A 23,728-nucleotide genomic window follows, 5' to 3' on the forward strand; every position below is an offset into this window, starting at 1 on the left:
GCTGACAGCAAAAGCCAATCCTTTGGATTATTTAGTTTCGTTGAGTAGCAAATAGGCTCTCCAAAAGGAGGCTATTGCGCGCCGGACACAGCCGAAAGAAATTATATTGCAGTTGTCATGCTATCGATTACAATTGTTGCATGACAAAATGGATCCCCAAGCGTGAAACACTCGAACGCCCCCTCCATATTGGTATTGCAAATCTCCTCAGGGACGCCATCTCTGACGGGCAGCTGGCTGTTGGGGAACGTCTCCCGCCGCACAGAACACTGGCCGATATTTTACGCGTCAGTGTTCATACCGTCAGCAAGGCTTATGATGAGCTCACGCGCGCCGGGCTAATTGGTGGTCAGGTCGGGCGCGGGACATTCGTTCTGGATCCCGCACGAACCTCCCGCCAACCATTTCTGATGGAGCGAACCGACCAAGGGCTGATTGATCTTTCAATTGCCCGGCCGCTGTATGACAATATTCATGTCAACAAGATGCAATCCGCACTGGCGGAGATGTCCGAGGGGATAAACCCGGATACTTATCTGGCCTGCCGACCCAACATCGGATTAGAAGAACATCGTCATGCAGGCGTGAAGTGGCTGTCGAAGTGCGGGCTGGAAACCTCAGCAGGAAATGTTGTCATGACCAATGGCGTCTGCCACGGCATGGCGACGGCTCTCTCCTCGGTTGCCCGTCATGGCGATGTTATCGTGACAGACACCATTGCCCATCATCTTATTATCTCTCTTTGCGCCTATCTCGGCCTGCGCCTGCAGGGTCTCCGGATGGATGAGGAAGGAGTATTGCCGGATGCATTTGAAGAAGCCTGCAAACAACAGGATGTGAAAGTTTTCTTTACGGTTCCGACCCTTGCCAGCCCGTCCGTCAGTTTAATGTCGATGGAAAGGCGAGAGAGACTCATTCGAATCGCACGACAATATGATATTCTGATTATCGAAGATGATGTTCTCGGCCCCCTGCCAGAAATCCGCCCAACTCCGATATCTGCGCTCGCCCCCGAACGGTCAATTTATCTTACCTCTTTTACAAAATGCGTAATGCCGGGCCTTAGAACAGGATATCTGGTTGCGCCAGAAGCCTTGCTGCCCTCGATTATTGGAAGGCTGATTGTGTTCAGCTGGATGGCCACTCCCTTTATCTCGGAACTCGCAAGTCGCTGGATTGAGGATGGCACGGCAGACGAACTGGTGCTTTGGCAGCGCGAGAAACTTGCCGAACGTCATGAAATCGCGGCTGAAGAACTGACCGAATTTACCTGGGTCGGCCATCCGGCTGCCCTGCATTTCTGGCTTCCGCTACCTGAGCAATGGACATCACATAACATGGTGGAGCATGCGAAAGCTCTCGGTGTTGCCGTGGCCCCACCGCAACCTTTCATGACGGCGCAGTGCGAACCCTTGAATGCGGTCCGGATCGCCGTTGGTGGCGTAGCCCGTACGGAAAGGTTTCAACAAGGGCTCGGCCTTATCAAAAGCCTGTTGAAACGATCTCCCGAACCCTTACCACAACTTCTATAATTGTACTGCGTCAATATAATATTTGACATGCATTACAATTGGAGGCCAGACTTTCGGTTGAAAAATTCAGGCGGGTTGTTTTTCGCCAAATTCTGACTCCAGCAGTATTTTCGGGCATGCATTCACAGGAAGAGCCAGTATTGCTTTTACGGACCGTGAGGTGTTTCAGGATTATGGGGCCTTCGTGCCAGGAAGATAAACGCGTCAATAATTACCAAAATCCAACAGGAGGTAGATACCAATGACTTTGAAGAAACGCGGCTTGATTAGCGGCTTAACAGCAGTGGCGACAATTGCAGCCGGACTGAGCGCTGCAAGTGCGGATACCTGGAAATATGCATTTGAGGAATCCTTGACCGAAGTCCAGGGGGTTTATGCTACAAAATTCAAGGAAGAGATTGAGAAAAACTCTGATCACGAAATCCAGCTGTTTCCTTATGGCACATTAGGCGAGTCAGCCGATCTGATGGAGCAGACACAGGCAGGCATCCTGCAATTCGTTGACCAGTCTCCCGGATTTACTGGCGCGCTGATCCCCGAAGCACAGGTCTTTTTTGTCCCCTACCTGCTGCCGACAGATCAGGAGCATCTGGCCCGCTTCTTCCGGGAAAGCAAGGCTATTAACAAGGATTTCAAAGGGCTTTACGCGAACCAAGGGCTTGAACTCCTTCAAATGTTCCCTGAAGGCGAAGTAGCCATGACGACCAAAGAGCCCGTCAACAGCTGCGCGGATCTGGATGAAGTTAAATTCCGCGTCATGACGAACCCTCTTCTGGTAGAAGCTTATAAAGCGTTCGGCGCGACACCAACGCCTTTGCCTTGGGGAGAAGTGTACGGAAGCCTGCAAACCAATATCATTCAGGGCCAGGAAAACCCGACTTTCTATCTGTATTCAACCAAGCTGTATGAAGTGACTGATTACATCACCTATACAGGCCACAGCAATTTTACGACTGCGGTTATGGCCAACAAGGAATTCTTTGATGGTCTTGGCGATGCCGACAAGAAGATTGTTCAGGATGCCGCCAAAGCAGCTTATGAACATATTGTTGTTTATCAGGAAGGTCTGGCTCAGGAGGAACTGAAAAAAATCAAGGAATCCAAGCCAAGCATGACAGTTACCGTCCTCTCCGAGGAGCAGCGCGCCTGCTTTAAGGAAGCAGCAGGAGACGTTGAGGCCAAATTCATCGAAATGACCGGTGATAGCGGCACGGCAATCCTTAAACAGTTCAAGGCAGATCTTGCGGCCACAAAATAGGGCTGTACATCCAAAAATACCGGGCGATCCAAAATGAAATTGCCCGGTATTTTTCCCTCTAGAATTTTGGATTTGGACGATACAGGGGATGCCTCGTGACAGATAAAGCTCACAAATCAATGCTACCCGGTTTCCTGGGTCAGATCGATACTCTGATCGGTCGGGTGGAAGCCGTCATCCTCGCAGCCGGTGTATTATTGATGGGCCTGAATACAGTGGGCAATGTCATTGGCCGTTTCATCTTCCAATACAGCTTCTTCTTCACCGAAGAGATAAACAGAATTCTTATTATCATGATCACCTTTGCGGGCATCGGTTATGCCGCGCGGCACGGGCGGCATATCAGGATGTCAGCGATCTATGACGCCCTGCCCATTCGAACGCGCAAAGTCATGATGATCCTCATTACCATAATCACCGCGTTGACGATGTTTGCCCTGTGTTACTTCTCAATCGGCTATATCATGAAAGTTGCAAACTCCGGACGTGTACTACCTGCCCTTCAGATACCGGTTTATCTGATTTTTCTTTGGGTACCCGTCGGTTTCGCCGTCACCGGAATCCAGTATGCGCTCACAACGGTCAAAAATATTCTCGAAAAAGACGTCTACCTCTCCACCAGCATGCTGGAAGGTTATGACGACGACGAGATCGAAGTTTAGGAGGGTCGGATGGCAATCAAAATAACAGCAATCATGATCGTCCTGCTACTCGCGGGCCTGCCCATGATGATCCCGCTCCTGCTCGGCGCTTTTTATGGCTTTTATGAGCTTTTCAATGGCTTCTCGAAAATGGACTTCATGGTCCAGCAGATGCTCGCTGGCATACGCCCCGCGTCATTAATAGCAGTCCCGATGTTCATTCTCGCCGCTGAAATCATGACCCGGGGCCAGTCCGCGAACCGTCTTATTGATATGGTGATGAAGTTTATCGGCCATGTCAGGGGCGGTCTCGCCGTCAGCACGGCCGCGGCCTGTACTCTTTTCGGTGCGGTATCCGGTTCCACCCAGGCCACTGTCGTCGCCGTGGGTTCGCCATTGCGCCCTCGTATGCTGAAGGCGGGATACAAGGATTCATTTATCCTCGCCCTGATCATCAATGCCAGTGATATTGCCTTCCTCATTCCGCCCAGCATTGGCATGATTATTTATGGCGTAATTTCCAGCACGTCCATTTCAGAATTGTTCATCGCCGGTGTTGGCCCCGGCCTTCTGTTAATGGTCCTCTTTTCCGCTTACAGTATGATCTATGCGACCATTAACAAGGTGCCGACTGAACCGAAAGCAACCTGGTCCGAACGGTTGGGCGCCGCCCGAAGAGCTATCTGGCCACTCGGTTTCCCGGTCATAATTATTGGCGGTATTTATGGTGGCATTTTTAGCCCGACAGAAGCGGCAGCGGCCTGTGTATTCTATGCCCTGATTCTGGAAATTGTCATTTTCAAGTCCCTGAAACTCACAGATATTTACCAGATCGCCAAATCCACAGGACTGATTACGGCCGTCGTCTTTATCCTGGTTGGCGCCGGAGCCGCCTTTTCATGGGTCATCTCCTTCGCCCAGATCCCGCAGGAAATTCTGGGGGCGATTGGTATTACCGAGATGGGCCCGAAAGGGGTTCTGGGCGTCATTTCTGTCTCCTTCTTCATCGGATGTATGTTTGTTGATCCGATCGTCGTGATCTTGGTTCTCGTGCCCATTTTTGCGCCGGTGGTCGAGGCCGTCGCTTTGGATCCGGTTCTGGTGGGAACGATTATCACGCTGCAGGTTGCCATTGGCTCGGCTACGCCGCCCTTTGGATGTGATATTTTCACGGCAATTGCCGTCTTTAAAAGGCCATATGCAGATGTTGTAAGGGGGATTTTCCCGTTTACGATCATTCTTGCGGCTGTGTCGGTCGCTCTCATCTTTTTCCCGCAGATTGCCCTGTTTGCCCGCGATCTGGCCTTTCGTTGATGGGCAGGAGATAATATATGTTTAAAAAAATCCTGATCCCGATGGATGGTTCTGAGCCCTCCCAGAAAGCCCTGAAAACAGCTGTCAAAATGCAAGAGTCTTTTGACTGCGAACTCCTCATCCTGACTGTTTTCAGACATCATAGTCTTTTGGAAACATCCATATCGATGGTCCGTTCGGAGGAACCCGAGGTTATGGATGATATTCTGCGGAAGCATGCATCCGATGTAGCGGAAAGTGCAAAAAAAGCGGCGCTGGATATGGGCGCCAAAGCAGTTCGGGCTTTTGTAAAGAACGGCCCGCCCGCCAGAACAATTGTCAATTTTTCAAAGGACAAGGATGTGGATCTCATTGTTCTGGGCAGCCGAGGACACGGAGATTTGGAAGGTTTCCTCCTCGGAAGCGTCTCCCACAAGGTAACAAGCCTCGCAAACTGTCCAGTGATGGTCGTTTAAACGCCTCGTCCGACTTGTAATATCGACCTCATCATATTTTTCAGGTGGGATAAAATTAAATGGAATCTTCAACTCAATATTCCCGGATCTTTTCATCCGAGTTGGATGCATCTCCCGTCTCTAAAAGAACTGGCCTGATCGCTCTTGCTACTGATCACATACCAGAGCCGGATTTTACGCAGAAAAATTCCCGGTTATGGCCGACTGTTTCAAATTTTATTTACCCAGCATGAAGGACCACGAGATGGGTTCAATAAGTTTGGCAGCTATTGAAAAGGCGCGTCTCAGGATAGCTCCCTTTATCCGGCAAACGCCGATGGTATCCTCCCCGTCCCTGTCGGAACGGACGGGCGGAGATATTCATCTGAAGCTTGAGCAGCTCCAGATTACGGGAAGTTTCAAGTTGCGCGGCGCAACGAATGCTGTGTTGTCCTTGTCCGAGGATCAAAAGGCAAACGGTGTTGTCGGTGTCTCAACCGGCAACCACGGGCGCGGACTTGCCTATGCTGCCCATAACGCCGGTGTGAAATGCATCATCTGCATGTCTGAACTCGTGCCACAAAACAAAGTGGACGGCATCCGCTCGCATGGCGCAGAAGTCCGTATTATTGGGCGTTCGCAAGACGATGCGCAGGTGGAGGTGGATCGGCTGGTTACTGAAGAAGGGATGACCATGCTGCCGCCCTTTGACCATGAAGATATTATTGCGGGACAGGGAACGCTCGGTCTGGAACTGCAGGAACAGCTTCCGGATGTTGAAACCGTATTGGTGCCCTTGTCCGGTGGGGGCCTGATTTCTGGTGTTGCCCTTGCCCTGAAAGCCAAAAGCCCCGCGATCAGGATCATCGGTGTCTCTATGGGCCATGGTGCCACCATGCATGAAAGTCAACGGGCTGGCAAACCCATTCTGGTAGAAGAATGCCCCACTCTCGCAGATTCACTGGGCGGTGGGATTGGTCTTAACAATCGCTACACATTCCAGATGGTGAAGGAACTTGTCGATGACATCGTGCTGGTAACAGAAACCGAAATTGCCGAGGCCATCCGCCATGCCTATTGGCAGGAAAAGCTGGTGATCGAAGGGTCCGGCAGCGTCGGCATTGCCGCCTTGCTTGCCGGAAAGATTGAGACCCCTGGCACCTGCGTTAGCCTCATCAGTGGATGCAACATTGACATGAAATTGCATAAACGGCTTATCGACGGAGAGAATGTCGACGTCGGTCGGGAACAGTTGGAAGCGGAAGCCCGACATGCCTGAAATTACCATTATGAGCGAAAAAGAACTAAGGCAGGTCGTTTCGCTGGACAAGGCTGCCGTTGACTGCATCGAAAATGCATTCCGGCTTCTCGCAACGAGGGATGTGGTAATGCCGCCCATCCTCAGCTTTCACGTCCCGGATCATAACGGGGAAGTGGACGTCAAAACGGCTTATGTCCCGGGAATTGGCTCCTTCGCAATTAAAATGAGTCCCGGATTCTTTGATAATCCCAAACTGGGCCTGCCAAGCCTCAATGGATTAATGGTTCTTTTTTCCTCAAAGACGGGCATCGTCGAAGGCGTCCTGCTGGACAACGGGTATCTGACGGATGTGCGGACCGCGGCAGCTGGTGCAGTCGCTGCCAAGTGGTTATCCCGAAAGGATGCGAATGTCACTGGAATAATTGGCACTGGGACACAGGCCAAACTCCAGCTAAAAGCCCTCACCCTTGTTCGTGACCTCAAAAAAGCCGTTGTCTGGGGCCGGAATGGCGTGAAGGCACAGCAATATGCCAAAGAATGCAAAGAAGAACTCGGGATCGAAATCGAGGTCGCCAAAACCATTGATGCCCTGATGGACGAGAGCGATATCGTGGTGACGACAACGCCATCCCAAACCGCCCTGATTTCAGCGGCACAACTTCGACCCGGCCAACATATAACTGCCATGGGAACGGATGCCGACTACAAAACCGAGCTCGCGCCAGACGTTATCCCCACAGCCGATCTATATGTCTGCGACAACCTTGCCCAATGCCGCAAGCAGGGTGAACTGCGCGCTGCCATCGCTGCTGGAACTGTAGGCGAATCTACTGATTTCCCGGAACTCGGCGGTATTATTGCAGGGCACCACAACGGCCGCCAGTCGGATGAAAGTATCACGATCTGCGATCTGACCGGTACAGGCGTTCAGGATACCGCCATTGCCACCTTAGCCCGAGAGCTAGCGCAGGACGCAGACATCGGCACCATTTTCAACAGCTAGCAGGTTTGGAGAAAACTATGTCTGGACTTGATCTACCCTTCGCTCTTTCAGAATATCAGCAGCGCATTGCAAAAGCGCGAGCTTCAATGGCCGAACATGGAATTGACCTCCTTATCGTCACCGACCCGTCCAACATGGCCTGGCTCACGGGCTATGACGGCTGGTCCTTTTATGTCCATCAATGCGTTATCCTGTCGATGGACGGCGATCCACTTTGGTTTGGCCGCAAGCAAGACGCGAATGGTGCCGTGCGAACTACTTTCCTGAGTGAGAACAATATCCTCTTTTATACGGATAACTATGTTCAATCCATAGTACGTCACCCTATGGATTATCTGAGCACAGTTTTGACTGATCGCGGTTTTGGAAATGTCGTTATCGGCGTCGAAATGGACAACTATTATTTTTCCGCCGCCGCCTATATGTCGTTGGTCAATCATCTTCCCAATGCCGAGTTCAAGAACACCACGGCATTGGTGAATTGGTGCCGCGCAGTAAAGTCGGAGCAGGAGTTAATCTATATGCGGCGAGCGGGCCGCATTGTCGAGGAGATGCACAAATGCATTTTCGAAAAAATTGAACCCGGCCTTCCAAAAAATGAACTCGTGGCAGAAATTTATAATACAGGCATTCGCGGGGCGGATGGCTTCGGCGGAGATTATCCGGCAATTGTTCCGCTCCTCCCGTCAGGCGCAGATGCGGCGGCGCCACACCTCACATGGGATGACAAACCCATGAAAGCGGGCGAAGGCACATTCTTCGAGATTGCGGGTTGTTATCGGCGCTATCATGCACCGCTATCCAGAACTATTTTTCTTGGAAAGCCATCGCAAACATTTATCGATGCGGATAAAGCGGTTCAGGAAGGCATGGAAGCCGGGCTGGAAAAAGCGCAGGCCGGTAATACATGTGAAGATATCGCGAGTGCCTTTTTTGCTGTGTTAAAAAAATACGGCATTATCAAGGACAATCGGACCGGTTACCCCATCGGCTTGAGCTACCCACCGGATTGGGGCGAACGGACGATGAGTTTACGGCTTGGGGACAAAACAGTTCTCGAACCCGGCATGACCTTTCATTTCATGACAGGCCTCTGGATGGATGACTGGGGCATGGAAACAACGGAAAGCATTATCATTACTGATGGAGCGCCCGATTTCCTTGCGTCCGTCCCCCGCCAACTCATGATCAAGGATTAAGCCTATGAGAGCCAATCCTATTTCCGCCACAGTCAACTATGATGAAGATGGTGTTCAACATGGTTTCCTGAAGCTACCGTATTCCCATGACGGATCTGCCTGGGGATCGATCATGATCCCCATTACGGTTGCCCGAAATGGTGACGGGCCGACGGTCCTGTTGACCGGCGGCAATCACGGCGATGAATATGAAGGCCCGGTGGCATTATTCGACCTTGCCAGAACGATAAAATATGAGGATATCAGCGGCCGTGTCATCATTGTGCCCGGCATGAATTATCCGGCGTTCCGGGCGGCGCGGCGGACATCACCCATTGACAGCGGAAATATGAACCGGACGTTCCCCGGCAATCCCGCCGGGACGGTGACCGAAAAAATAGCAGATTATTTCCAGCGCACCCTGTTGCCCCTTGCCGATTATGTGCTGGATATCCATTCGGGCGGGAAAACGCTGAAATTTGTGCCTTTCTGTGCGGTCCATTTTCAGGACGACAAGGTGCAGGAAGAAAAATGCGTTGCCGCCATGCGGGCCTTCAATGCGCCTTTTTCAATGATGCTTCTGGAAGTGGATTCAACCGGCATGTTTGACACGGCCGCAGAGGAAATGGGAAAGATATTTATTTCCACTGAACTCGGCGGCGGCGGATCAACGACGGTGCGGAGTGTGGCCATCGCCAAAAGGGGCGTGAAGAATTTTCTGCACCATGCCGGCGTTCTGGCCGGGGAACCGGAAGGCGGCGAGTCGGTTGCCCTGTACATGCCGGATCACCGCTGTTTTATCTCCAGCGAAACCACAGGGCTGCTCGAACTCTGTGTGGATTTGGGCGACGTCGTGATGGAGGGGCAGCTTCTGGCCCGCGTCTATGACATGGAGCGCACGGGCAGCGATCCCACAGAGTATATCAGCCCGATGGAGGGTATCTTTGCCGCCCGCCACTTTCCCGGCCTGATCGGCATGGGAGATATTGTGGGCGTCGTTGCCGTTAAAGCATAGAAGCGGTATATCTAGAGTATGATCAAACTTGATGACCGAGACCTGAAAATCCTGGCTGTCCTACAACAGGATGGCCGCATCCCCAAAAACCAGCTTGCACAGAGAGTGCATCTCTCTCCAACGGCTTGCTGGGAACGATTAAAACGGCTGGAGGAGGCTGGTGTTATCGAGGGTTATGGAGCTCGGCTTTCACTCCCCAGCCTAGGGTCCCCGGCGATAATTTTTATGCAGGTGGAACTTGCGAGCCATCGCGCCGAAGATTTTGAGCGCTTTGAAAACGCTGTTGGCGCAATTGACGAAATCACGGAATGCTGGGCCGTCGGCGGCGGCGTAGACTATTTCCTGAAGCTGGTCTGCAAAGGGGTTGATGCCTATCAGCGAAAAGTTGATGAAATGCTGGCGGCAGATATCGGTTTACGGCGCTACTACACATATGTGGTGACCAAGCCTGTAAAGAATACAGACCAGATCCCCGCTTCCGCCTTCAGCTAAGTTTCATCGGGCAATTCTCAATGTGAACGGAACGATCCGATAAATCCTCTTTCTTTGTCGGGTTTCCAAGAATTCTTCTCTGAATTCTCCCGCTACTATAAACGCACTCTCTAGCCGATCTTTCCTATACTTCCTTCAGAGTTTTTGGCGGAGATAAGTGATGCGCGAAGGAAAGAAAAACCTATCCCGGATACCGGAGCTGGATCTGCTTAAAGATCCCAGATTGTTCAAGGAATTTGCTTACTGCGGTGGTGAGTGGCAGTCTGCAAAGTCCGGTCACATTATTGAGGTGACTAATCCGGCAGATAACGCCTGGATGGGGAATATCCCGTCACTCAGTAAAGAAGAAAGCAAGGCGGCGGTTGCCGCGGCCCATCAGGCATTTGCGGGCTGGGCGTCCCTTCTCCCTCAAGAAAGAGCATCGATTTTAAAAAACTGGTTCCAACTGATCAATGACACCAAGGAAGATTTGGCTCTGATCATGACGCTGGAGCAAGGCAAACCCATATCGGAAAGCCGGGGCGAAATCGATTACGGCCTGTCTTTTATCGAATTCTTTGCCGAAGAGGCCAAGCGCACGGACATTCTAGGCGTAACGTCACATCTCCATAATGCGGAGGTTGAAGTGTGGCTGGAACCGGTTGGCGTTGCGGCCCTCGTAACGCCATGGAATTTTCCGAATGCCATGATAACCCGGAAAGCGGCGGCCGCCCTCGCGGTCGGATGCCCTGTTATCGTGCATCCGTCCAAGGAAACGCCCTTTTCGGCGCTCGCGCTCGCCGAACTTGCTGAGCGCGCAGGTTTCCCCACTGGTGTTTTCAATGTTATCACTGGCGATCCTGTCGAAATTGTCGGGGAATGGACGAAAGATGTCCGCGTTCGGGCACTTTCCTTCACGGGATCAACAGAAATCGGTCGTCTCCTTTATGCGCAATCGGCCCCGACCATCAAGCGCCTGAGTTTGGAGCTTGGCGGACATGCGCCCTTTATCGTATTTGCGGATGCGGATCTGGACAAGGCCGTTGAAGAAGGTATCGGTGCCAAGTTCGCCACATCCGGCCAGGATTGCCTGGGTGCCAATCGCTTTTTTGTGGAGCGATCCATCTATGACGATTTCTGCCAGAAGTTTGCAAAAAAGGCAGCCGCTTTAACAATTGGGCGTGGGTTGGATGATCGGGACATCGGCCCTCTCATGAATAAAAATGCCGTTACCAAACAGAAAGAACATGTTGAAGATGCCCTCAAAGAGGGAGCAACGCTTTTGACCGGCGGAAAGAGCCATGCACTGGGGCCGTTGTTTTTTGAACCGACTGTTCTGAAGGACGTGCCGGCGTCTGCCAAAATTATGCATGACGAAACATTCGGACCCGTCGCCGCCATTGCTCCTTTCGATTCCGAAGACGAGGTCATTCACCGTGCGAATGACACAGAATACGGGCTGATGGCCTATGTTCACACCAAGAATCCGTCTCGTATCTATCGCCTGAGCCGGGCGCTGGAATTTGGGATGATCGGCGTCAATCGCACGAAAGTCACTGGCGCCCCGATCCCCTTCGGCGGGATGAAGCAGTCCGGGCTCGGGCGCGAAGGCTCCCGCCACGGGATCGAGGCGTTTTCAAATATCAAATATGTCTGTCGGGACTGGGCTTAATCCAGTCACTTTTAATCAGGAGAGTATAATGCTTACAAATGATCAACTCAGCCAATGGGACCGTGAGAATTTCTTTCATCCCTCCACGCATCTTGCGCAGTTCGCCCGCGGCGAAATGTCCAACCGCATTATAACGGGTGGGTCTGGCGTTCACATTGAAGATCGGGATGGCATCCGACTTCTGGACGCCTTTGCTGGCCTTTATTGCGTCAATGTCGGCTATGGCCGCACCGAAATCGCCGATGCCATCGCGGCACAGGCGAAAGAACTTGCCTATTACCATTCCTATGTCGGGCACGGCACCGAAGCTTCCATCACCTTGTCGAAAATGATTATCGACCGGGCTCCGAAGAATATGAGCAAGGTCTATTACGGTCTTTCCGGTTCGGACGCCAACGAGACGAACATCAAGCTGGTCTGGTATTACAACAACGTCCTCGGCCGTCCCGAGAAGAAAAAGATCATCTCCCGCTGGCGCGGTTATCACGGGTCAGGCCTGATGACGGGTTCCCTGACAGGACTGGAGCTCTTCCATAAAAAATTCGACCTTCCGCTGACGCAGGTTATCCACACGGATGCGCCCTATTACTACCGCCGCGAAGACCTGAATCTCAGCGAGGAAGAATTCTCCCGCCAATGCGCGGAAAATCTGGATGCCCTTATCCAGAAAGAAGGACCCGATACCGTCGCCGCCTTTATCGGGGAGCCTGTACTTGGAACGGGTGGCCTTGTTCCTCCTCCAGCCGGATATTGGGACGCAATTCAGGCCGTTCTTAAAAAATATGACATTCTGCTGATCGCGGACGAAGTGGTCACCGGGTTCGGGCGCCTTGGCTCTATGTTCGGCTCCGATCACTACGGCATTGAGGCGGATATCATTACGTCAGCCAAAGGCCTCACCTCCGCCTATGCGCCGCTGTCGGCGTCTATTGTGTCGAAGAAAGTCTGGAAGGTACTTGAGCAGGGCACAGACGAATTCGGTGCCATCGGCCATGGCTGGACCTATTCTGCTCATCCCGTCTGCGCGGCCGCAGGCGTTGCCAATCTGAAACTAATCGATAGCATGGGGCTCGTCGCGAATTCGGGTGACGTCGGTCCTTACTTGAAGAAAGCTATGACCGACGCGATAGGCAATCACCCGAATGTCGGGGATGTCCGTGGAGAGGGCCTGATGATGGCCGTTGAACTGGTCGAGAACAAGGAAACGAGAACCTTTCTCGATCCTTCCTTACTGACAGGTGCAAAAGTGGCCGCCGCCCTTCTGAAGAGAGGTGTTATCGCGCGCGCTATGCCTCAGGGGGATATCCTCGGCTTCGCACCGCCACTATGCCTGACGAAAGGAGAAGCCGACACCATCGTCGGCGCTATGGCCGAAGCCGTCGGCGAAGTTTTCGATAATGCCTAACTAAAGCCGTTTGCAACCCCTGCATCCTCGCTTGGGGGAATATTGCAGGTGCTGTCGGGCCGCCTTTGGGCCGCCCGGCATCTAAACCCGTGAACGCGGAAGATCTGAGCGCTAAGATATGGAATACTCCTACGCCCTCTATTGTAGAAAGTGATTGGTGGTTCCATATAGGAAAAGCTACACTATCTTTCGCCCAGTCGCGTTCACACTAGGATCTTTTATGCGCTTGATGATTTTCATATGCTGCATTTTTTTGCTGGCCCCGCAGCGCGCTGTCCTTGCCCATCCTCACGTCTGGACGGACATGACAATCAAAATCCTGTTTGATGACAACGGACGGGCTTATGGCCTGCATCAAACCTGGCTGTTTGATGATTATTACACAGCCTATGCGGTTGAAGGGACCGACCGAGATGGCAACGGCACTCCCGATCAGGAAGAGCTCGATGAAATCATGAAGGTGAACATGGGTCATCTGAAAGAATATGGATATTTCACGGAAGTGGCGGTTAAGAACAAGGTTATCAAACTCAAGCCCGTAACCAATATGTCCACAAAAATGGTTGATAAGCGGCTGGAGATGTCTTTCGTGACGCCCTTTGAAGAACCTGCATCAGTGACCGGGAATGATTTTTCCTACGCCATTTTTGATCCCACCTACTATGTCGAGATGTTGCACGCGGAAACCGACACGCCCGTCATCATATCTGGCGCCCCGGAAGGATGTACATATAAGTTGATACCGCCTAACCCAGACCCGAGCGCGGTCGCGCAGGCCGCCATGCTGGATGCATCTGAGCGCGGGGCGACAGGCCTGGGATCTTTTTTTGCAGAACGCGTCAACCTGATATGTCCCGAAGAGTAATCTATGTCATTTGGCTCTGCCTGTGCGTCGTGGCCCTATCACCCCTGATCATTCCGTCAGCTTTTGCGGTTGCGGGCACGGTGGAACCTTCGGCCTGGTCACGTCTTGTCAGTTGGATCATGGCGCAGCAACGCGCCTTTCATGAAGAGCTGGTAACCGCCCTAAAAGCCCTTGCAGATTCCGGCGGGATCACCACAGCCTGGGGCCTTATTCTTGGCAGTTTCCTCTACGGGATTTTTCATGCCGCCGGGCCCGGGCATGGCAAAGTCATCCTCACAACCTATCTGCTGACCCATCCGCACAGGATCAGGCGCGGCGTCGGCATTGCCGGGGCGGCCGCCTTGTGCCAGGGATTTGTGGCGATAATCCTTGTCTATGGGCTGATCTATCTGGCCGGCTGGATTCCGAGAGAGACCAGTTCCGCTGTAGCATGGAGCGAACGGCTTAGTTACTTACTGGTTGCGGGCATAGGCGCCCTGCTGATTTTGCGGACTATCCGGCAGCTGTTCAACCGCTATATGGCGCAGAAACATGCCGTCGATCATTCTTCCCATGATCATCATCATGACGACGGCTGTGGCCATGCCCATATGCCAAGCGGGGATCAGATAGAGCAAATCAACAGTCTTCGATCCGCAATCGGCGTTATTTTAGCCATCGGGCTCCGCCCCTGCACCGGTGCCGTTCTGGTGCTTGTCTTGGCAAAGGCCATGGGACTGCCGCTCGCGGGTATTGGTGCCGTGATCGCAATGTCTTTTGGAACCGGTATGGCGGTTGCCTTGCTCGCCTTCCTGGCTGTGGCTGCCCGGCAAAAAGCCGCAGCGGCGACCACGGACAGCGTCCTATGGAAAGTTCTTGGGAACGGCGTTGCGTTGGCCGGTGGCGGCATACTTCTCGCCATCGGAATATCCTTGCTCAGCGCTTCATTTTATAGCCGCCACCCTCTTGGGCTTTAGGCAGACGACGCCTTTTGGAAAAGCCGTTTGGTGTAAGGCGTAACTATTTGCTACGCCTTGCAATATGGTAATCGGTTTTTAAGCGCGTTCGAAGATCGCAGCCAGACCCTGCCCACCGCCGATGCACATGGTCTCAAGGCCATAACGGGCGTCCCGCCGCTCCATCTCCCGAAGCAGGGTTGCGAGGATACGACCGCCCGTGGCGCCAACCGGATGACCGAGCGAAATACCGGAACCATTCACATTCATCCGCTCAAAATCAGATTTTTCAAACTTCCAGTCGCGGGTGCAGGCCAGAACCTGCGCGGCAAATGCTTCATTCAGCTCGATCAGGTCCAGATCTTTAAGGCCAAGTCCGGCTCGATCCAGCGCCTTCGCCGTCGCCGGAACGGGCCCGATACCCATGATTTCCGGCCCCACGCCCGCGACGCCCCAGCTTACCAGACTGCCGAAAGGTTTGAGGCCAAGCTCTTCCGCTATCGCCCGTGTTGTGACAACACAGGCTGATGCGCCGTCATTCTGTCCGCTGGCATTACCGGCGGTAACGGTTGAGTCCGGGTCTTGTTTAAGACGTATCGGGCGTAGCTTGCCAAGGCTTTCCTCAGTCGCTTCCGGTCGGGGGTGCTCATCTTTGTCATAGACCGTATCCCCTTTCCGGCCTTTTACGGTCACTGGAATAATTTCATCGTCGAAGCGCCCCCCGCCTTGCGCAGCCACTGCCCGACGATGGGATTCCACCGAGAAGCTATCCTGCTCATCACGCGGAACGGAATGGCTCTTGCGAAGATTTTCAGCCGTCTCCAGCATACCGCCGGGTACGGGGAAGTTAATGCCGCCGGCAGTCACGCGGCCGCGGGCAAGCGCATCGTGAAATTCAAGGGACGTACCCTTGATCCCCCAGCGACCGGCTGTGGAGTAGAACGGTGCATTCGACATAGATTCCGCCCCGCCCGCAATCACGACGGATGAACCTCCCGTCGCCACCTGCATAACCGCATTAATGATCGCCTGAAGGCCGGAGCCGCATCGGCGGTCAAGCTGATAGCCTCCTATGGTTATGGGAAGACCCGCATCCAATCCAACGACACGACCAAGCGCCGGGGCATCCATCGACGGATAGCATTGAGCAAAGATCACATCTTCCACCCGATCTTTAAGGCCGTCGCAGCGGGCCAGCAATCCTTCAATCACAGTGCGGCCCAGTTCATGGGCATGAAGATCCTTGAACTGGCCGCCAAAACGGCCCACAGGTGTTCTTACTGGTTCGCAGATCACGACGTCTTTCAGCATTATTCTTGTCCTTTTCACTGAGGGGAGATTTTGCGCGGTGACCCGACGACTATTATCCGAACTCACCTGCTTACTTGTTATCCAACCCGATTTAAAAATTGTACGTAGTCAATACCCATATCTGACACTCTCGGCAAGTGCCGTGATGCCATCATTTACGGCGTGATCCATCCCAAATGCCGATAAAAACCCAACGTGCTGCAGTTTACACACTCACTTGATCAGCTTTAAGATAAAGTGCATTTGAGACGATGTTTTTTGAGTTCAGGAACAAGATGTCATGGATAATCCATCCTCCCTTCCCCCGGCAATTCTGACGGTCGCGCCAAATGGGGCGAGAAAGACCAAGCAGGATCATCCGATGCTACCCATTACCCCTGCCGAGCTTGCAGACGAGGCCGAGGCCTGCCTGAAAGAAGGGGCGGCCATGATACATCTGCATGTGCGTGATGATCAGGAAAGGCACACATTGGATGTCACAAAATATCGGGAGGCCATCGCGGCAATTCGGGACAAGGTCGGAGATGCCCTTGTTATACAGGCAACGACGGAGGCTGTCGGTATTTACACACCGCAGCAACAGATGGATATGGTGTTGGAGTTGAAGCCCGAAGCCGCCTCCCTCGCGATCAAGGAACTGGCCCCGGAAGGGCATGAGCCCGCGGCCAAAGAATTCTTTAAAGAAATGCACGCGCTTCAAATCATGCCGCAGTTCATCCTTTACTCCCCCGAGGATATGCAGAGGTTCGAGGCTCTGAAATCTGAGAATGTTATCCCCTTCGAAAATCCATTTCTGATATTAGTGCTCGGGCGGTACACATCAAACCAGACATCCCATCCGCATGATTTAATCCCATTCCTGAACCATATGAGTCCTTCCAGAATTTGGGCAACTTGTGCATTCGGGCCGTTGGAACATGCCGCCGCGAGCGGCGCTTTGGCAATGGGGGGGCATGTAAGAGTAGGCTTTGAAAACAATATGCTTTTAAAAACCGGCGAGCGCGCCAGGAGGAATGCGGATCTTATTCGACAGGTCCGGGAAGTGGCCGAGGCTATTGGCCGGCCCATCGCAACAGCAGAAGACGTGAGAAAAACATTTACAGGTTAGCGCAAATTGAATCATTGCCATTAGTCGCCGCCTTGCAGATTTGCCCCTCGTTAAAATTCGACGGGCAGTTTACGCCATGGCTTGTAAATCCGAATTCTTTATTATACCATCAAAGCGGAATATATTGTTGTCGGCCTAATCAAAAAAAGTGAATTGTGGCAACATTCAATCAAAAGGCCCATACAGCAATGCTTATTCCCAAAGAGAAATAGCTGCGGCAAGAAAACAAAAATATGGCTGTTTAACAGGGCAGCAAAAACGCACAACGGGAGGAATACTACCATGACAAAAGAAACAAATGTAATTAGTCGGCGTGGCGCGTTGGCAGGCGGCGCTGCTGCACTCGCTGCTCCGGCCTTTATTGGCAAGGCGGCCGCCGCCGAGAAGGTGACATGGAAGGTGCAGTCGCATTGGCCAAAAGCATCTTCGTCCTATGGCGACAGTCTCGCCGTTATTGCAGAGGAACTGAAGACTAACACTGACGGGCAATTTGAACTGCAGCTCTTCGGGGCTGGCGAATTCGCAAAAGGCGGCGAAATCTTCAACATCGTCCGGAAGGGCGTAGTTGAAATGGGCACAATCTCTCCAGGCTATATCCTGGGTGAAGCCCCGACAGCCGGCATTGCTCTTGGTGTCCCGGGCACTTTCCGTGAACCATGGGAATTTGCGCATTTCCTGAAAAACATGGGTTTCGAGGATCTGTTCAACGAAGATCTGGCGGCGCATGGTGTTATAAGCCGGGCTGAAAAAGTCTATCCAACGGAGTTGGTTGTCTCAAAAGAGATCAATTCGGTTGAGGACTTCTCCACGCTGAAATTGCGCTCATCCGGTAGTTACCAGAAATTCCTGGAAGCCGCCGGTGCTTCAACGCAATATGTTGCCGGCCCCGAGCTTTATTCGAGCCTGGCCAGCGGCGTTGTTGACGGCGCACATTGGGGTGCCGCACAAGGTGCCATGTCAATGAGCCTCTGGGAAGTTGCCAAATTCCATATGAAGCCAACTCTCGGGCTGGCGGTTGACACGCTCATCATGAACCAGCAAGCAGTTGACAATCTGTCACCTGACCTCCGCAAGGAGTTCCTCACTCTTCTCGACATGCGTTTCTGGAAGCGGACGACCGAGTATCAGTACAAAGAGAAGCTTGCTCTCTCGAAGGGTCTGGCGGAACAGAACATTACTGTCTCCCAGTTCCCGGCGGATGTGCAGAAAAAATTCGCCGAAGCATCAGGCGCAATTCTGGCCGAGGAAAGCTCCAAGGGCGGAAACGCGACAAAAGCGAGTGAAATGCTCACCAATTTCCTCAAGGGAATGGGCTACGTCTAAGGCCCGTTTCATCTGTCAAAAATTTGGCACATGCTAACCTAACCTCATCCGGAGTTCGTTGCAGAAATTTGCAACGGACTACGGTGGGGTGACGGCAAATTTGACCTTTTCCGGTTGATTGAGCTTGTGCCTGAGATTGAACAGGTCGCTTTAGTCAATTTTTTCTGGAGAATATCATGGCTGCCTTAACAGCATTCGCTCGTGCAGTGACAAATACAAACGCCAAGATCGGTCGGCTCGCAAGTTATGCCGTTCTTATCTTGTTTGTTCTCTTGCTCAGCGACGTAATCATGCGTTATGTGACGCAAAGTCCGATATCCTGGTCCGCCTTAGCGTCAAAAATTGTGTTCGGTATTTACGCAATTATCGGTGGCGGCTATCTGCTCGCGCGCCGTGATCATGTCAATGTCGATCTTTTCTACGGCAACTTCACGGCAAAGCAGAAAGCGCTAACAGATATCGCAACATCATTCCTGTTTTTCCTTTTCCTAGGCGTTCTGCTTACCGAAGCCTATTCGATGGCATCTGATAGCATTTCCCGCCTTGAAGTCAGTTATGAAACCACATGGCGACCCGCGATCTGGCCCTCCAAATCGATGATTTTTGTTGCCGCATTCCTACTGCTGCTGCAGGGAATAGTGAAATTGATAGCCGACATCATGATCCTCTGCGGCATAGAAGTTGATGAGACTGCCTTTGGCCCGCTGCGGGATGACGAGCATGACGAGAAGGAATCTGTTTGATGTATGATCTCTTAAGTATCGAGGTTCTTACCCTCCTCTTTTTCGGTCTCCTGTTCCTGTTTATCATGCTCGGAGTGCCGCTCGCGTTCGTTCTGGGCGGGCTATCTATTATCTTCCTGTATTTTGAACAGGGTCCAATCGCCTTCTACCTGATCGCCTCAAAGATGTGGGATTTGATGGAGACGTCCTCACTCATTGCGATTCCGCTCTATGTTTTCATGGCCATGTTGCTGGAGAGAAGCGGCGTTGCACATGACCTCTACCGAATGATGCATTTATGGTGGGGTGGCGTGCGGGGCGGCCTCGCTATCGGCACCGTTGGAATTTGCACGATCTTCGCGGCGATGTCCGGAATTTCCGGTGCAGCTGTTGTCACCATGGGAACAATTGCCCTCCCGCAAATGCTCGACAGAGGCTACGATAAACGCCTTGCGCTTGGTGCCATTAACGCCGGGGGTGGCTGGGGCATATTGATCCCGCCCTCTATCCTGATGGTTCTTTATGCGCTGATTACCGAAGTCTCGGTTGGCAAACTGTTTGCTGCCGGTGTGTTCCCGGGTCTGCTTCTCTTTGCGCTGGTCTCCATCTATATTGGTGTCAGATGCTGGTTCCAGCCTCATTTAGGACCGTCCCTGCCAGAAGAGGAACGGGCGGACTGGAGTGAAAAGCTAAGCGCACTTCGCGCCGTCTTTCTGCCGATTTTTATTATCTTCCTCGTTCTCGGGGCGATATTTGGCGGTTACGCCACTGTGACGGAGGCCGCCGCTGTTGGCGTCTTCGGTGCATTGGTTGCCAGTGCCATAAACCGCAAGCTGACGTGGAAGGTAATCTCGGAATCCTCACTTCGAACCTTCCGGCTTACGACGATCATTACCTGGATCGTTTTCGCGGCACATGCCTATTCGATGGCCTATACCGCAATGGGCGCGGAAGAGTTTATCACCCATATGACCGCGCAGATTCCTGGCGGAAAATGGGGGGCGCTTGCCTTTATGATGTTTGTTCTCTTCCTCTTGGGGATGGTGCTGGATCCCGTCGGTATTATGCTGATTACCCTGCCCGTCTTCCTGCCGCTGGTGGCAAGCCACGGATTTGATCCGGTATGGTTCGGCATCCTGTTCGTGGTGATGATGGAAATCAGCTATATGACGCCGCCCTTCGGGTTCAACCTGTTCTACCTTCGATCCGTTGCCCCTCCGGATGTAACGATGAAGGATATCTACTGGTCGGTTGGCCCTTATACCCTGGTCGAACTGGCAGGGCTCTTCCTGATTGTCTTGTTTCCGGCAATTGCGTTGTGGCTACCGAACTATCTGTTCCAGTAGGGTGTAGGGTAGGTTACATATAAACTCATACAGCCCCGTTGCGCAGAAACTAGTCTGCGCAACGGGATTTTTTTGAATTCACAAGATCATTACATTGTCGGCGGTATTTTATAGATCATCCGTGCTGAAGGTATCGCACTTACGGACATCGCCGCTTTCAAAGCCCGTCATAAACCATTTCACGCGCTGCTTGGATGACCCATGCGTAAAGGAATCCGGCACGACCCGACCGGTTGACTGTTTCTGCAATCTGTCATCACCGATTGCCGTGGCCGCATTAAGCGCTTCTTCAATATCCCCGGCTTCCAGAAGATTACGGGATCGATCCGCATTATAGGCCCAGATACCGGCAAAACAGTCTGCCTGCAGTTCAAGACGGACCGATAGCTTGTTTCCTTCGACCTTGCTGAGTTGGCCCCTCTGTTCATGAACTTTCTGGGAAATACCTAGCAAAGTCTGAACATGATGCCCCACTTCATGCGCGATTACGTAGGCTTGCGCAAAGTCACCCGGCGCGCCAAATCGATTATGAAGCTCCCTGAAAAAGGATAGATCGAGATAAACCTTCTGGTCCCCCGGGCAATAGAACGGCCCCATAGCAGATTGTGCATAGCCGCAAGCGGACTGAACGGCATCGGAAAAAAGCACCAGGGTCGGCTCCTGATAGCGCCGATCAGCAGTTTCAAATAACCCGTGCCATGTATCTTCAGTATCCGCCAGGACTACGGAAACAAATTTCGTGAGATCATCATCCGTTGCGGATCGGGTTGTGCCTGACTGCGGCTGCGATTGCATTCCACCGGTTTGCATCCCTCCTTGCAGCAATACTGTCGGATCAATGCCAAGGAAAAGCGAAATACCGACAACGGCAAGAATACCGACAATCCCGAGCTTCCCGCCTCGCCCTCCTGGCAGCCGAATGGGTATTCCCCGGCCTCGACCGAGTCCTCTCGGACTTGCCTGCCCGCGCCGGTCTTCAATATTGTCGCTTCGCCGTCTGCCCCGCCACCGCATGACATCACCTTTGTTATTCACATACACTGCCTATAATCATGTCATGGGCAGGCAGGAATGTCATGCAGATCGGTGGAAGGCTCTCTCCTGCATGGAGAAAACTACACTTTATATCCGAGGACGGTGGGGAGCCAAAGCGCGATGGACGGAAAGGCGATAACGAGACCAACAGAGATGATCATCGCAACAATCGGCCAAAGGACCCATCGCATCGTGGCCTCAATCGGCACATTCGCTATCTTCGCCGTGACCATCAAATTAACGGCAACCGGCGGCGTAAACTGGCCGATCGCGACGTTCATGGCCATCAGGACGCCGAACCATACCTGGTTCCAGCCAAGCGTCGCCATAATTGGCATCAGCAACGGCAAGGCAATCAAATAGATCGACACCCCATCGAGGACCATTCCGGCGAGCAGAATAATCGCCATTACCAAGATCAGCACAACCATCGGGGATTCCGAAATTGACAGGATATGGTTCGCCGCCGCGTCAAATGTGCCAAGGATCGAACCGGCAAAAGCGAAAATTCCGGCGAGCGAGATAATGATCATCACAACCGCAGAAATCTGGGCCGCTTCGGCGAGGACATTGTAAATGTCCCGCATTCCCATGGAGCGGTGCAAAAACAGGCCGACGATTAGTCCGTAAAAGACGGCAACCGCAGCCGCCTCGGTTGGCGTGAACAGACCGCTTCGTAATCCACCCAGGATAATAACGGGTGCGAATAGCCCTGGCAACGCCCGGACAAAGCTCTTCCCAAGCGGCGGACGTCCGGTATCGACAGCGCCAAACCCTTTTCGGCGGCTGATGAGAAGCGCCGGGATTGCAACGGCCAATCCTGCGAGAAGGCCCGGAAACAAGCCTGCGGCGAACAAGGCCCGCAGATCAACTCCCGGTACCATGATCGAATAAACGATCAGGGCGATGGAGGGCGGAATGAGGATAGCGGTGGAGGCGGAGGCGGCAATGATACTGGCGGAAAAGGCACGCGGATACCCTTCCTTCAACATGCTCGGGATCATGACAGTCGCGACGGCCGCCGCATCCGCCGGACCAGAGCCGGACATCCCGCCCATGATAAGACAAACTAGTATGGCAACAAGCGCGAGGCCGCCACGGCGAGGGCCGACGACTGCCCGCGATAATTCGACCAATCTTTCTGCCACGCCAGACCGCTCGAAAATCATGCCGGTCAGAATAAAAAGCGGGATCGCGATAAGGGGGTATTTCGCGATACTGGCATAGGTGATGGTGCTCATATTCGCAACGGCATCCATATCAAGGCCAAAGAATATAGCGATGACTCCTGAAAGCCCAAGAGCGACAGAAATTGGCGCGCCGGAGATAAGAATTAGGAAAAACGACCCGAGGAGGATGACATGCGCGCTCATCTCTTGTTCCTCAGTTCATTCCACTGCACCTGGAAAATCCGGAAGAGAACGGCCAGTGACAGCAGTGGCAACCACATCGTATAAATCCAGGTCGGATAGCCGAGCGCCGGGGACGTTTCTTCGAACAGATACTCGTCAATGGCCAGATCTGAACCGTAGTAGACAAGCAACCCAAATAAGGAGACAGATGCCAGGAACGAAATTGTATTCAGCAATGCCCGCCCGTGCCGGCCGAACCGGTTGACAACAAAAGTAATGCAGATATGGCCGTTGTTGGTATAGGCCAGCCCTGCGCCGACGAAGGTGACAATAACCAGAAGAAATACCGAATATTCCTCTGTGAAGGCAAAAGAGACATTTGTCGCATATCGAACAACGACGTTTAGAATGCTGATAAGACAAATCAGGCCCATTGCAAGGGCTCCAACTGCCTCTTCTATTCGAAACGGTTGCTTTTCTTGCAGACTGTCGTCTGTTTCATCCGCGCTTTCTTGTTCCATGAACTCATACTTACCTTATAGAAGCC

Annotated in this window: 22 protein-coding genes; 18 read left to right on the top strand and 4 right to left on the bottom strand. The window is 52.7% G+C overall.

Features of this window, described 5'->3' with window-relative positions; genetic code table 11:
• Window positions 1-140: 140 nt before the first annotated feature.
• The 14 genes from P1U71_RS05060 to P1U71_RS05125 all read left to right on the top strand — a co-directional run bounded on the left by P1U71_RS05060 (window position 141) and on the right by P1U71_RS05125 (window position 15,005).
• Window positions 141-1,532 (top strand): PLP-dependent aminotransferase family protein, encoded by a 1,392-nt coding sequence (locus P1U71_RS05060; protein WP_301104466.1) that lies wholly within the window; start codon window positions 141-143, stop codon window positions 1,530-1,532.
• 241 nt (window positions 1,533-1,773) lie between these two features.
• Window positions 1,774-2,790 (top strand): TRAP transporter substrate-binding protein DctP, encoded by a 1,017-nt coding sequence (gene dctP / locus P1U71_RS05065; protein ID WP_301104467.1) that lies wholly within the window; start codon window positions 1,774-1,776, stop codon window positions 2,788-2,790.
• Between the two features lie 119 nt (window positions 2,791-2,909).
• Window positions 2,910-3,452 (top strand): TRAP transporter small permease, encoded by a 543-nt coding sequence (locus P1U71_RS05070; RefSeq protein WP_367281128.1) that lies wholly within the window; start codon window positions 2,910-2,912, stop codon window positions 3,450-3,452.
• Window positions 3,453-3,461: 9 nt separating this feature from the next.
• Entirely contained in the window at window positions 3,462-4,745 is a 1,284-nt protein-coding gene (locus P1U71_RS05075) for a TRAP transporter large permease (protein WP_301104469.1), read from the top strand.
• Window positions 4,746-4,762: 17 nt separating this feature from the next.
• Window positions 4,763-5,200, top strand: a complete 438-nt coding sequence (locus tag P1U71_RS05080) for a universal stress protein (RefSeq protein WP_301104470.1) — start codon at window positions 4,763-4,765, stop codon at window positions 5,198-5,200.
• 244 nt (window positions 5,201-5,444) lie between these two features.
• Window positions 5,445-6,458: a hydroxyectoine utilization dehydratase EutB gene (gene eutB / locus P1U71_RS05085; RefSeq protein ID WP_301104471.1), complete on the top strand. Its 1,014-nt coding sequence runs from the start codon at window positions 5,445-5,447 to the stop codon at window positions 6,456-6,458.
• Window positions 6,451-7,443 (top strand): cyclodeaminase, encoded by a 993-nt coding sequence (locus P1U71_RS05090; protein WP_301104472.1) that lies wholly within the window; start codon window positions 6,451-6,453, stop codon window positions 7,441-7,443. Before eutB ends, P1U71_RS05090 begins: the two co-directional genes overlap by 8 nt.
• Before the next feature lie 17 nt (window positions 7,444-7,460).
• A complete protein-coding gene (gene doeA / locus P1U71_RS05095) occupies window positions 7,461-8,642 on the top strand; it encodes an ectoine hydrolase DoeA (protein WP_301104473.1) in 1,182 nt (393 codons plus the stop codon).
• 4 nt (window positions 8,643-8,646) lie between these two features.
• A complete protein-coding gene (gene doeB, locus P1U71_RS05100; RefSeq protein WP_301104474.1) occupies window positions 8,647-9,636 on the top strand; it encodes a N(2)-acetyl-L-2,4-diaminobutanoate deacetylase DoeB in 990 nt (329 codons plus the stop codon).
• Window positions 9,637-9,654: 18 nt separating this feature from the next.
• Window positions 9,655-10,128 (top strand): Lrp/AsnC family transcriptional regulator, encoded by a 474-nt coding sequence (locus tag P1U71_RS05105; protein WP_301104475.1) that lies wholly within the window; start codon window positions 9,655-9,657, stop codon window positions 10,126-10,128.
• 160 nt (window positions 10,129-10,288) lie between these two features.
• Window positions 10,289-11,779 carry an NAD-dependent succinate-semialdehyde dehydrogenase gene (locus P1U71_RS05110; protein ID WP_301104476.1) on the top strand — a complete coding sequence of 497 codons (1,491 nt, stop codon included), beginning with the start codon at window positions 10,289-10,291 and terminating at the stop codon, window positions 11,777-11,779.
• Between the two features lie 28 nt (window positions 11,780-11,807).
• Window positions 11,808-13,184, top strand: coding sequence for an aspartate aminotransferase family protein (locus P1U71_RS05115; protein WP_301104477.1), 1,377 nt, complete (start codon window positions 11,808-11,810; stop codon window positions 13,182-13,184).
• Window positions 13,185-13,413: 229 nt separating this feature from the next.
• Window positions 13,414-14,049 carry a DUF1007 family protein gene (locus P1U71_RS05120; RefSeq protein ID WP_301104533.1) on the top strand — a complete coding sequence of 212 codons (636 nt, stop codon included), beginning with the start codon at window positions 13,414-13,416 and terminating at the stop codon, window positions 14,047-14,049.
• Complete coding sequence (locus P1U71_RS05125; RefSeq protein ID WP_301104478.1) at window positions 14,034-15,005, top strand: nickel/cobalt transporter; 972 nt, start codon at window positions 14,034-14,036, stop codon at window positions 15,003-15,005. Before P1U71_RS05120 ends, P1U71_RS05125 begins: the two co-directional genes overlap by 16 nt.
• Window positions 15,006-15,083: 78 nt before the next feature.
• On the opposite strand, the gene P1U71_RS05130 is transcribed toward P1U71_RS05125, so the two are convergent.
• Entirely contained in the window at window positions 15,084-16,292 is a 1,209-nt protein-coding gene (locus tag P1U71_RS05130) for an acetyl-CoA C-acetyltransferase (RefSeq protein ID WP_367281129.1), read from the bottom strand.
• A 283-nt stretch (window positions 16,293-16,575) separates the two neighbouring features.
• Between P1U71_RS05130 and P1U71_RS05135 the strand changes: the two genes are divergently transcribed.
• The 4 genes from P1U71_RS05135 (at window position 16,576) to P1U71_RS05150 (ending at window position 20,794) form a co-directional block, all read left to right on the top strand.
• Window positions 16,576-17,403 (top strand): 3-keto-5-aminohexanoate cleavage protein, encoded by an 828-nt coding sequence (locus P1U71_RS05135; protein ID WP_301104480.1) that lies wholly within the window; start codon window positions 16,576-16,578, stop codon window positions 17,401-17,403.
• A 282-nt stretch (window positions 17,404-17,685) separates the two neighbouring features.
• Window positions 17,686-18,726 (top strand): TRAP transporter substrate-binding protein DctP, encoded by a 1,041-nt coding sequence (gene dctP, locus P1U71_RS05140; protein WP_301104481.1) that lies wholly within the window; start codon window positions 17,686-17,688, stop codon window positions 18,724-18,726.
• A 176-nt stretch (window positions 18,727-18,902) separates the two neighbouring features.
• Complete coding sequence (locus P1U71_RS05145; RefSeq protein ID WP_301104482.1) at window positions 18,903-19,469, top strand: TRAP transporter small permease subunit; 567 nt, start codon at window positions 18,903-18,905, stop codon at window positions 19,467-19,469.
• Window positions 19,469-20,794 (top strand): TRAP transporter large permease subunit, encoded by a 1,326-nt coding sequence (locus tag P1U71_RS05150; RefSeq protein ID WP_301104483.1) that lies wholly within the window; start codon window positions 19,469-19,471, stop codon window positions 20,792-20,794. The genes P1U71_RS05145 and P1U71_RS05150 overlap by 1 nt, the downstream gene beginning before the upstream one ends.
• 108 nt (window positions 20,795-20,902) lie before the next feature.
• Here the strand turns inward: P1U71_RS05150 and P1U71_RS05155 are convergent, their stop codons facing one another.
• From P1U71_RS05155 to P1U71_RS05165, 3 genes are all read right to left on the bottom strand, one after another.
• Window positions 20,903-21,808 (bottom strand): neutral zinc metallopeptidase, encoded by a 906-nt coding sequence (locus tag P1U71_RS05155; protein WP_367281130.1) that lies wholly within the window; start codon window positions 21,806-21,808, stop codon window positions 20,903-20,905.
• Window positions 21,809-21,909: 101 nt separating this feature from the next.
• Window positions 21,910-23,202 carry a TRAP transporter large permease gene (locus P1U71_RS05160; protein ID WP_301104485.1) on the bottom strand — a complete coding sequence of 431 codons (1,293 nt, stop codon included), beginning with the start codon at window positions 23,200-23,202 and terminating at the stop codon, window positions 21,910-21,912.
• Window positions 23,199-23,702: a TRAP transporter small permease gene (locus P1U71_RS05165; RefSeq protein ID WP_301104486.1), complete on the bottom strand. Its 504-nt coding sequence runs from the start codon at window positions 23,700-23,702 to the stop codon at window positions 23,199-23,201. The genes P1U71_RS05160 and P1U71_RS05165 overlap by 4 nt, the downstream gene beginning before the upstream one ends.
• Window positions 23,703-23,728 lie beyond the last annotated feature (26 nt).

Origin of the sequence: Sneathiella sp. (genome assembly GCF_029233945.1) — a bacterium.
Lineage (GTDB): Bacteria > Pseudomonadota > Alphaproteobacteria > Sneathiellales > Sneathiellaceae > Sneathiella.

Bases quoted from the DNA above. Each gene is read 5' to 3' on its own strand.
- P1U71_RS05080 (WP_301104470.1), top strand. From the start codon at position 4,763: ATGTTTAAAAAAATCCTGATCCCGATGGATGGTTCTGAGCCCTCCCAG.
- P1U71_RS05120 (WP_301104533.1), top strand. From the start codon at position 13,414: ATGATTTTCATATGCTGCATTTTTTTGCTGGCCCCGCAGCGCGCTGTC.
- P1U71_RS05075 (WP_301104469.1), top strand. From the start codon at position 3,462: ATGGCAATCAAAATAACAGCAATCATGATCGTCCTGCTACTCGCGGGC.
- P1U71_RS05155 (WP_367281130.1), bottom strand. From the start codon at position 21,808: ATGCGGTGGCGGGGCAGACGGCGAAGCGACAATATTGAAGACCGGCGC.
- P1U71_RS05105 (WP_301104475.1), top strand. From the start codon at position 9,655: ATGATCAAACTTGATGACCGAGACCTGAAAATCCTGGCTGTCCTACAA.
- P1U71_RS05110 (WP_301104476.1), top strand. From the start codon at position 10,289: ATGCGCGAAGGAAAGAAAAACCTATCCCGGATACCGGAGCTGGATCTG.
- P1U71_RS05135 (WP_301104480.1), top strand. From the start codon at position 16,576: ATGGATAATCCATCCTCCCTTCCCCCGGCAATTCTGACGGTCGCGCCA.
- P1U71_RS05125 (WP_301104478.1), top strand. From the start codon at position 14,034: ATGTCCCGAAGAGTAATCTATGTCATTTGGCTCTGCCTGTGCGTCGTG.
- P1U71_RS05145 (WP_301104482.1), top strand. From the start codon at position 18,903: ATGGCTGCCTTAACAGCATTCGCTCGTGCAGTGACAAATACAAACGCC.
- P1U71_RS05060 (WP_301104466.1), top strand. From the start codon at position 141: ATGACAAAATGGATCCCCAAGCGTGAAACACTCGAACGCCCCCTCCAT.
- P1U71_RS05115 (WP_301104477.1), top strand. From the start codon at position 11,808: ATGCTTACAAATGATCAACTCAGCCAATGGGACCGTGAGAATTTCTTT.
- P1U71_RS05070 (WP_367281128.1), top strand. From the start codon at position 2,910: ATGCTACCCGGTTTCCTGGGTCAGATCGATACTCTGATCGGTCGGGTG.
- eutB (WP_301104471.1), top strand. From the start codon at position 5,445: ATGGGTTCAATAAGTTTGGCAGCTATTGAAAAGGCGCGTCTCAGGATA.
- dctP (WP_301104467.1), top strand. From the start codon at position 1,774: ATGACTTTGAAGAAACGCGGCTTGATTAGCGGCTTAACAGCAGTGGCG.
- P1U71_RS05160 (WP_301104485.1), bottom strand. From the start codon at position 23,202: ATGAGCGCGCATGTCATCCTCCTCGGGTCGTTTTTCCTAATTCTTATC.
- doeA (WP_301104473.1), top strand. From the start codon at position 7,461: ATGTCTGGACTTGATCTACCCTTCGCTCTTTCAGAATATCAGCAGCGC.
- P1U71_RS05150 (WP_301104483.1), top strand. From the start codon at position 19,469: ATGTATGATCTCTTAAGTATCGAGGTTCTTACCCTCCTCTTTTTCGGT.
- doeB (WP_301104474.1), top strand. From the start codon at position 8,647: ATGAGAGCCAATCCTATTTCCGCCACAGTCAACTATGATGAAGATGGT.
- P1U71_RS05165 (WP_301104486.1), bottom strand. From the start codon at position 23,702: ATGGAACAAGAAAGCGCGGATGAAACAGACGACAGTCTGCAAGAAAAG.
- dctP (WP_301104481.1), top strand. From the start codon at position 17,686: ATGACAAAAGAAACAAATGTAATTAGTCGGCGTGGCGCGTTGGCAGGC.
- P1U71_RS05090 (WP_301104472.1), top strand. From the start codon at position 6,451: ATGCCTGAAATTACCATTATGAGCGAAAAAGAACTAAGGCAGGTCGTT.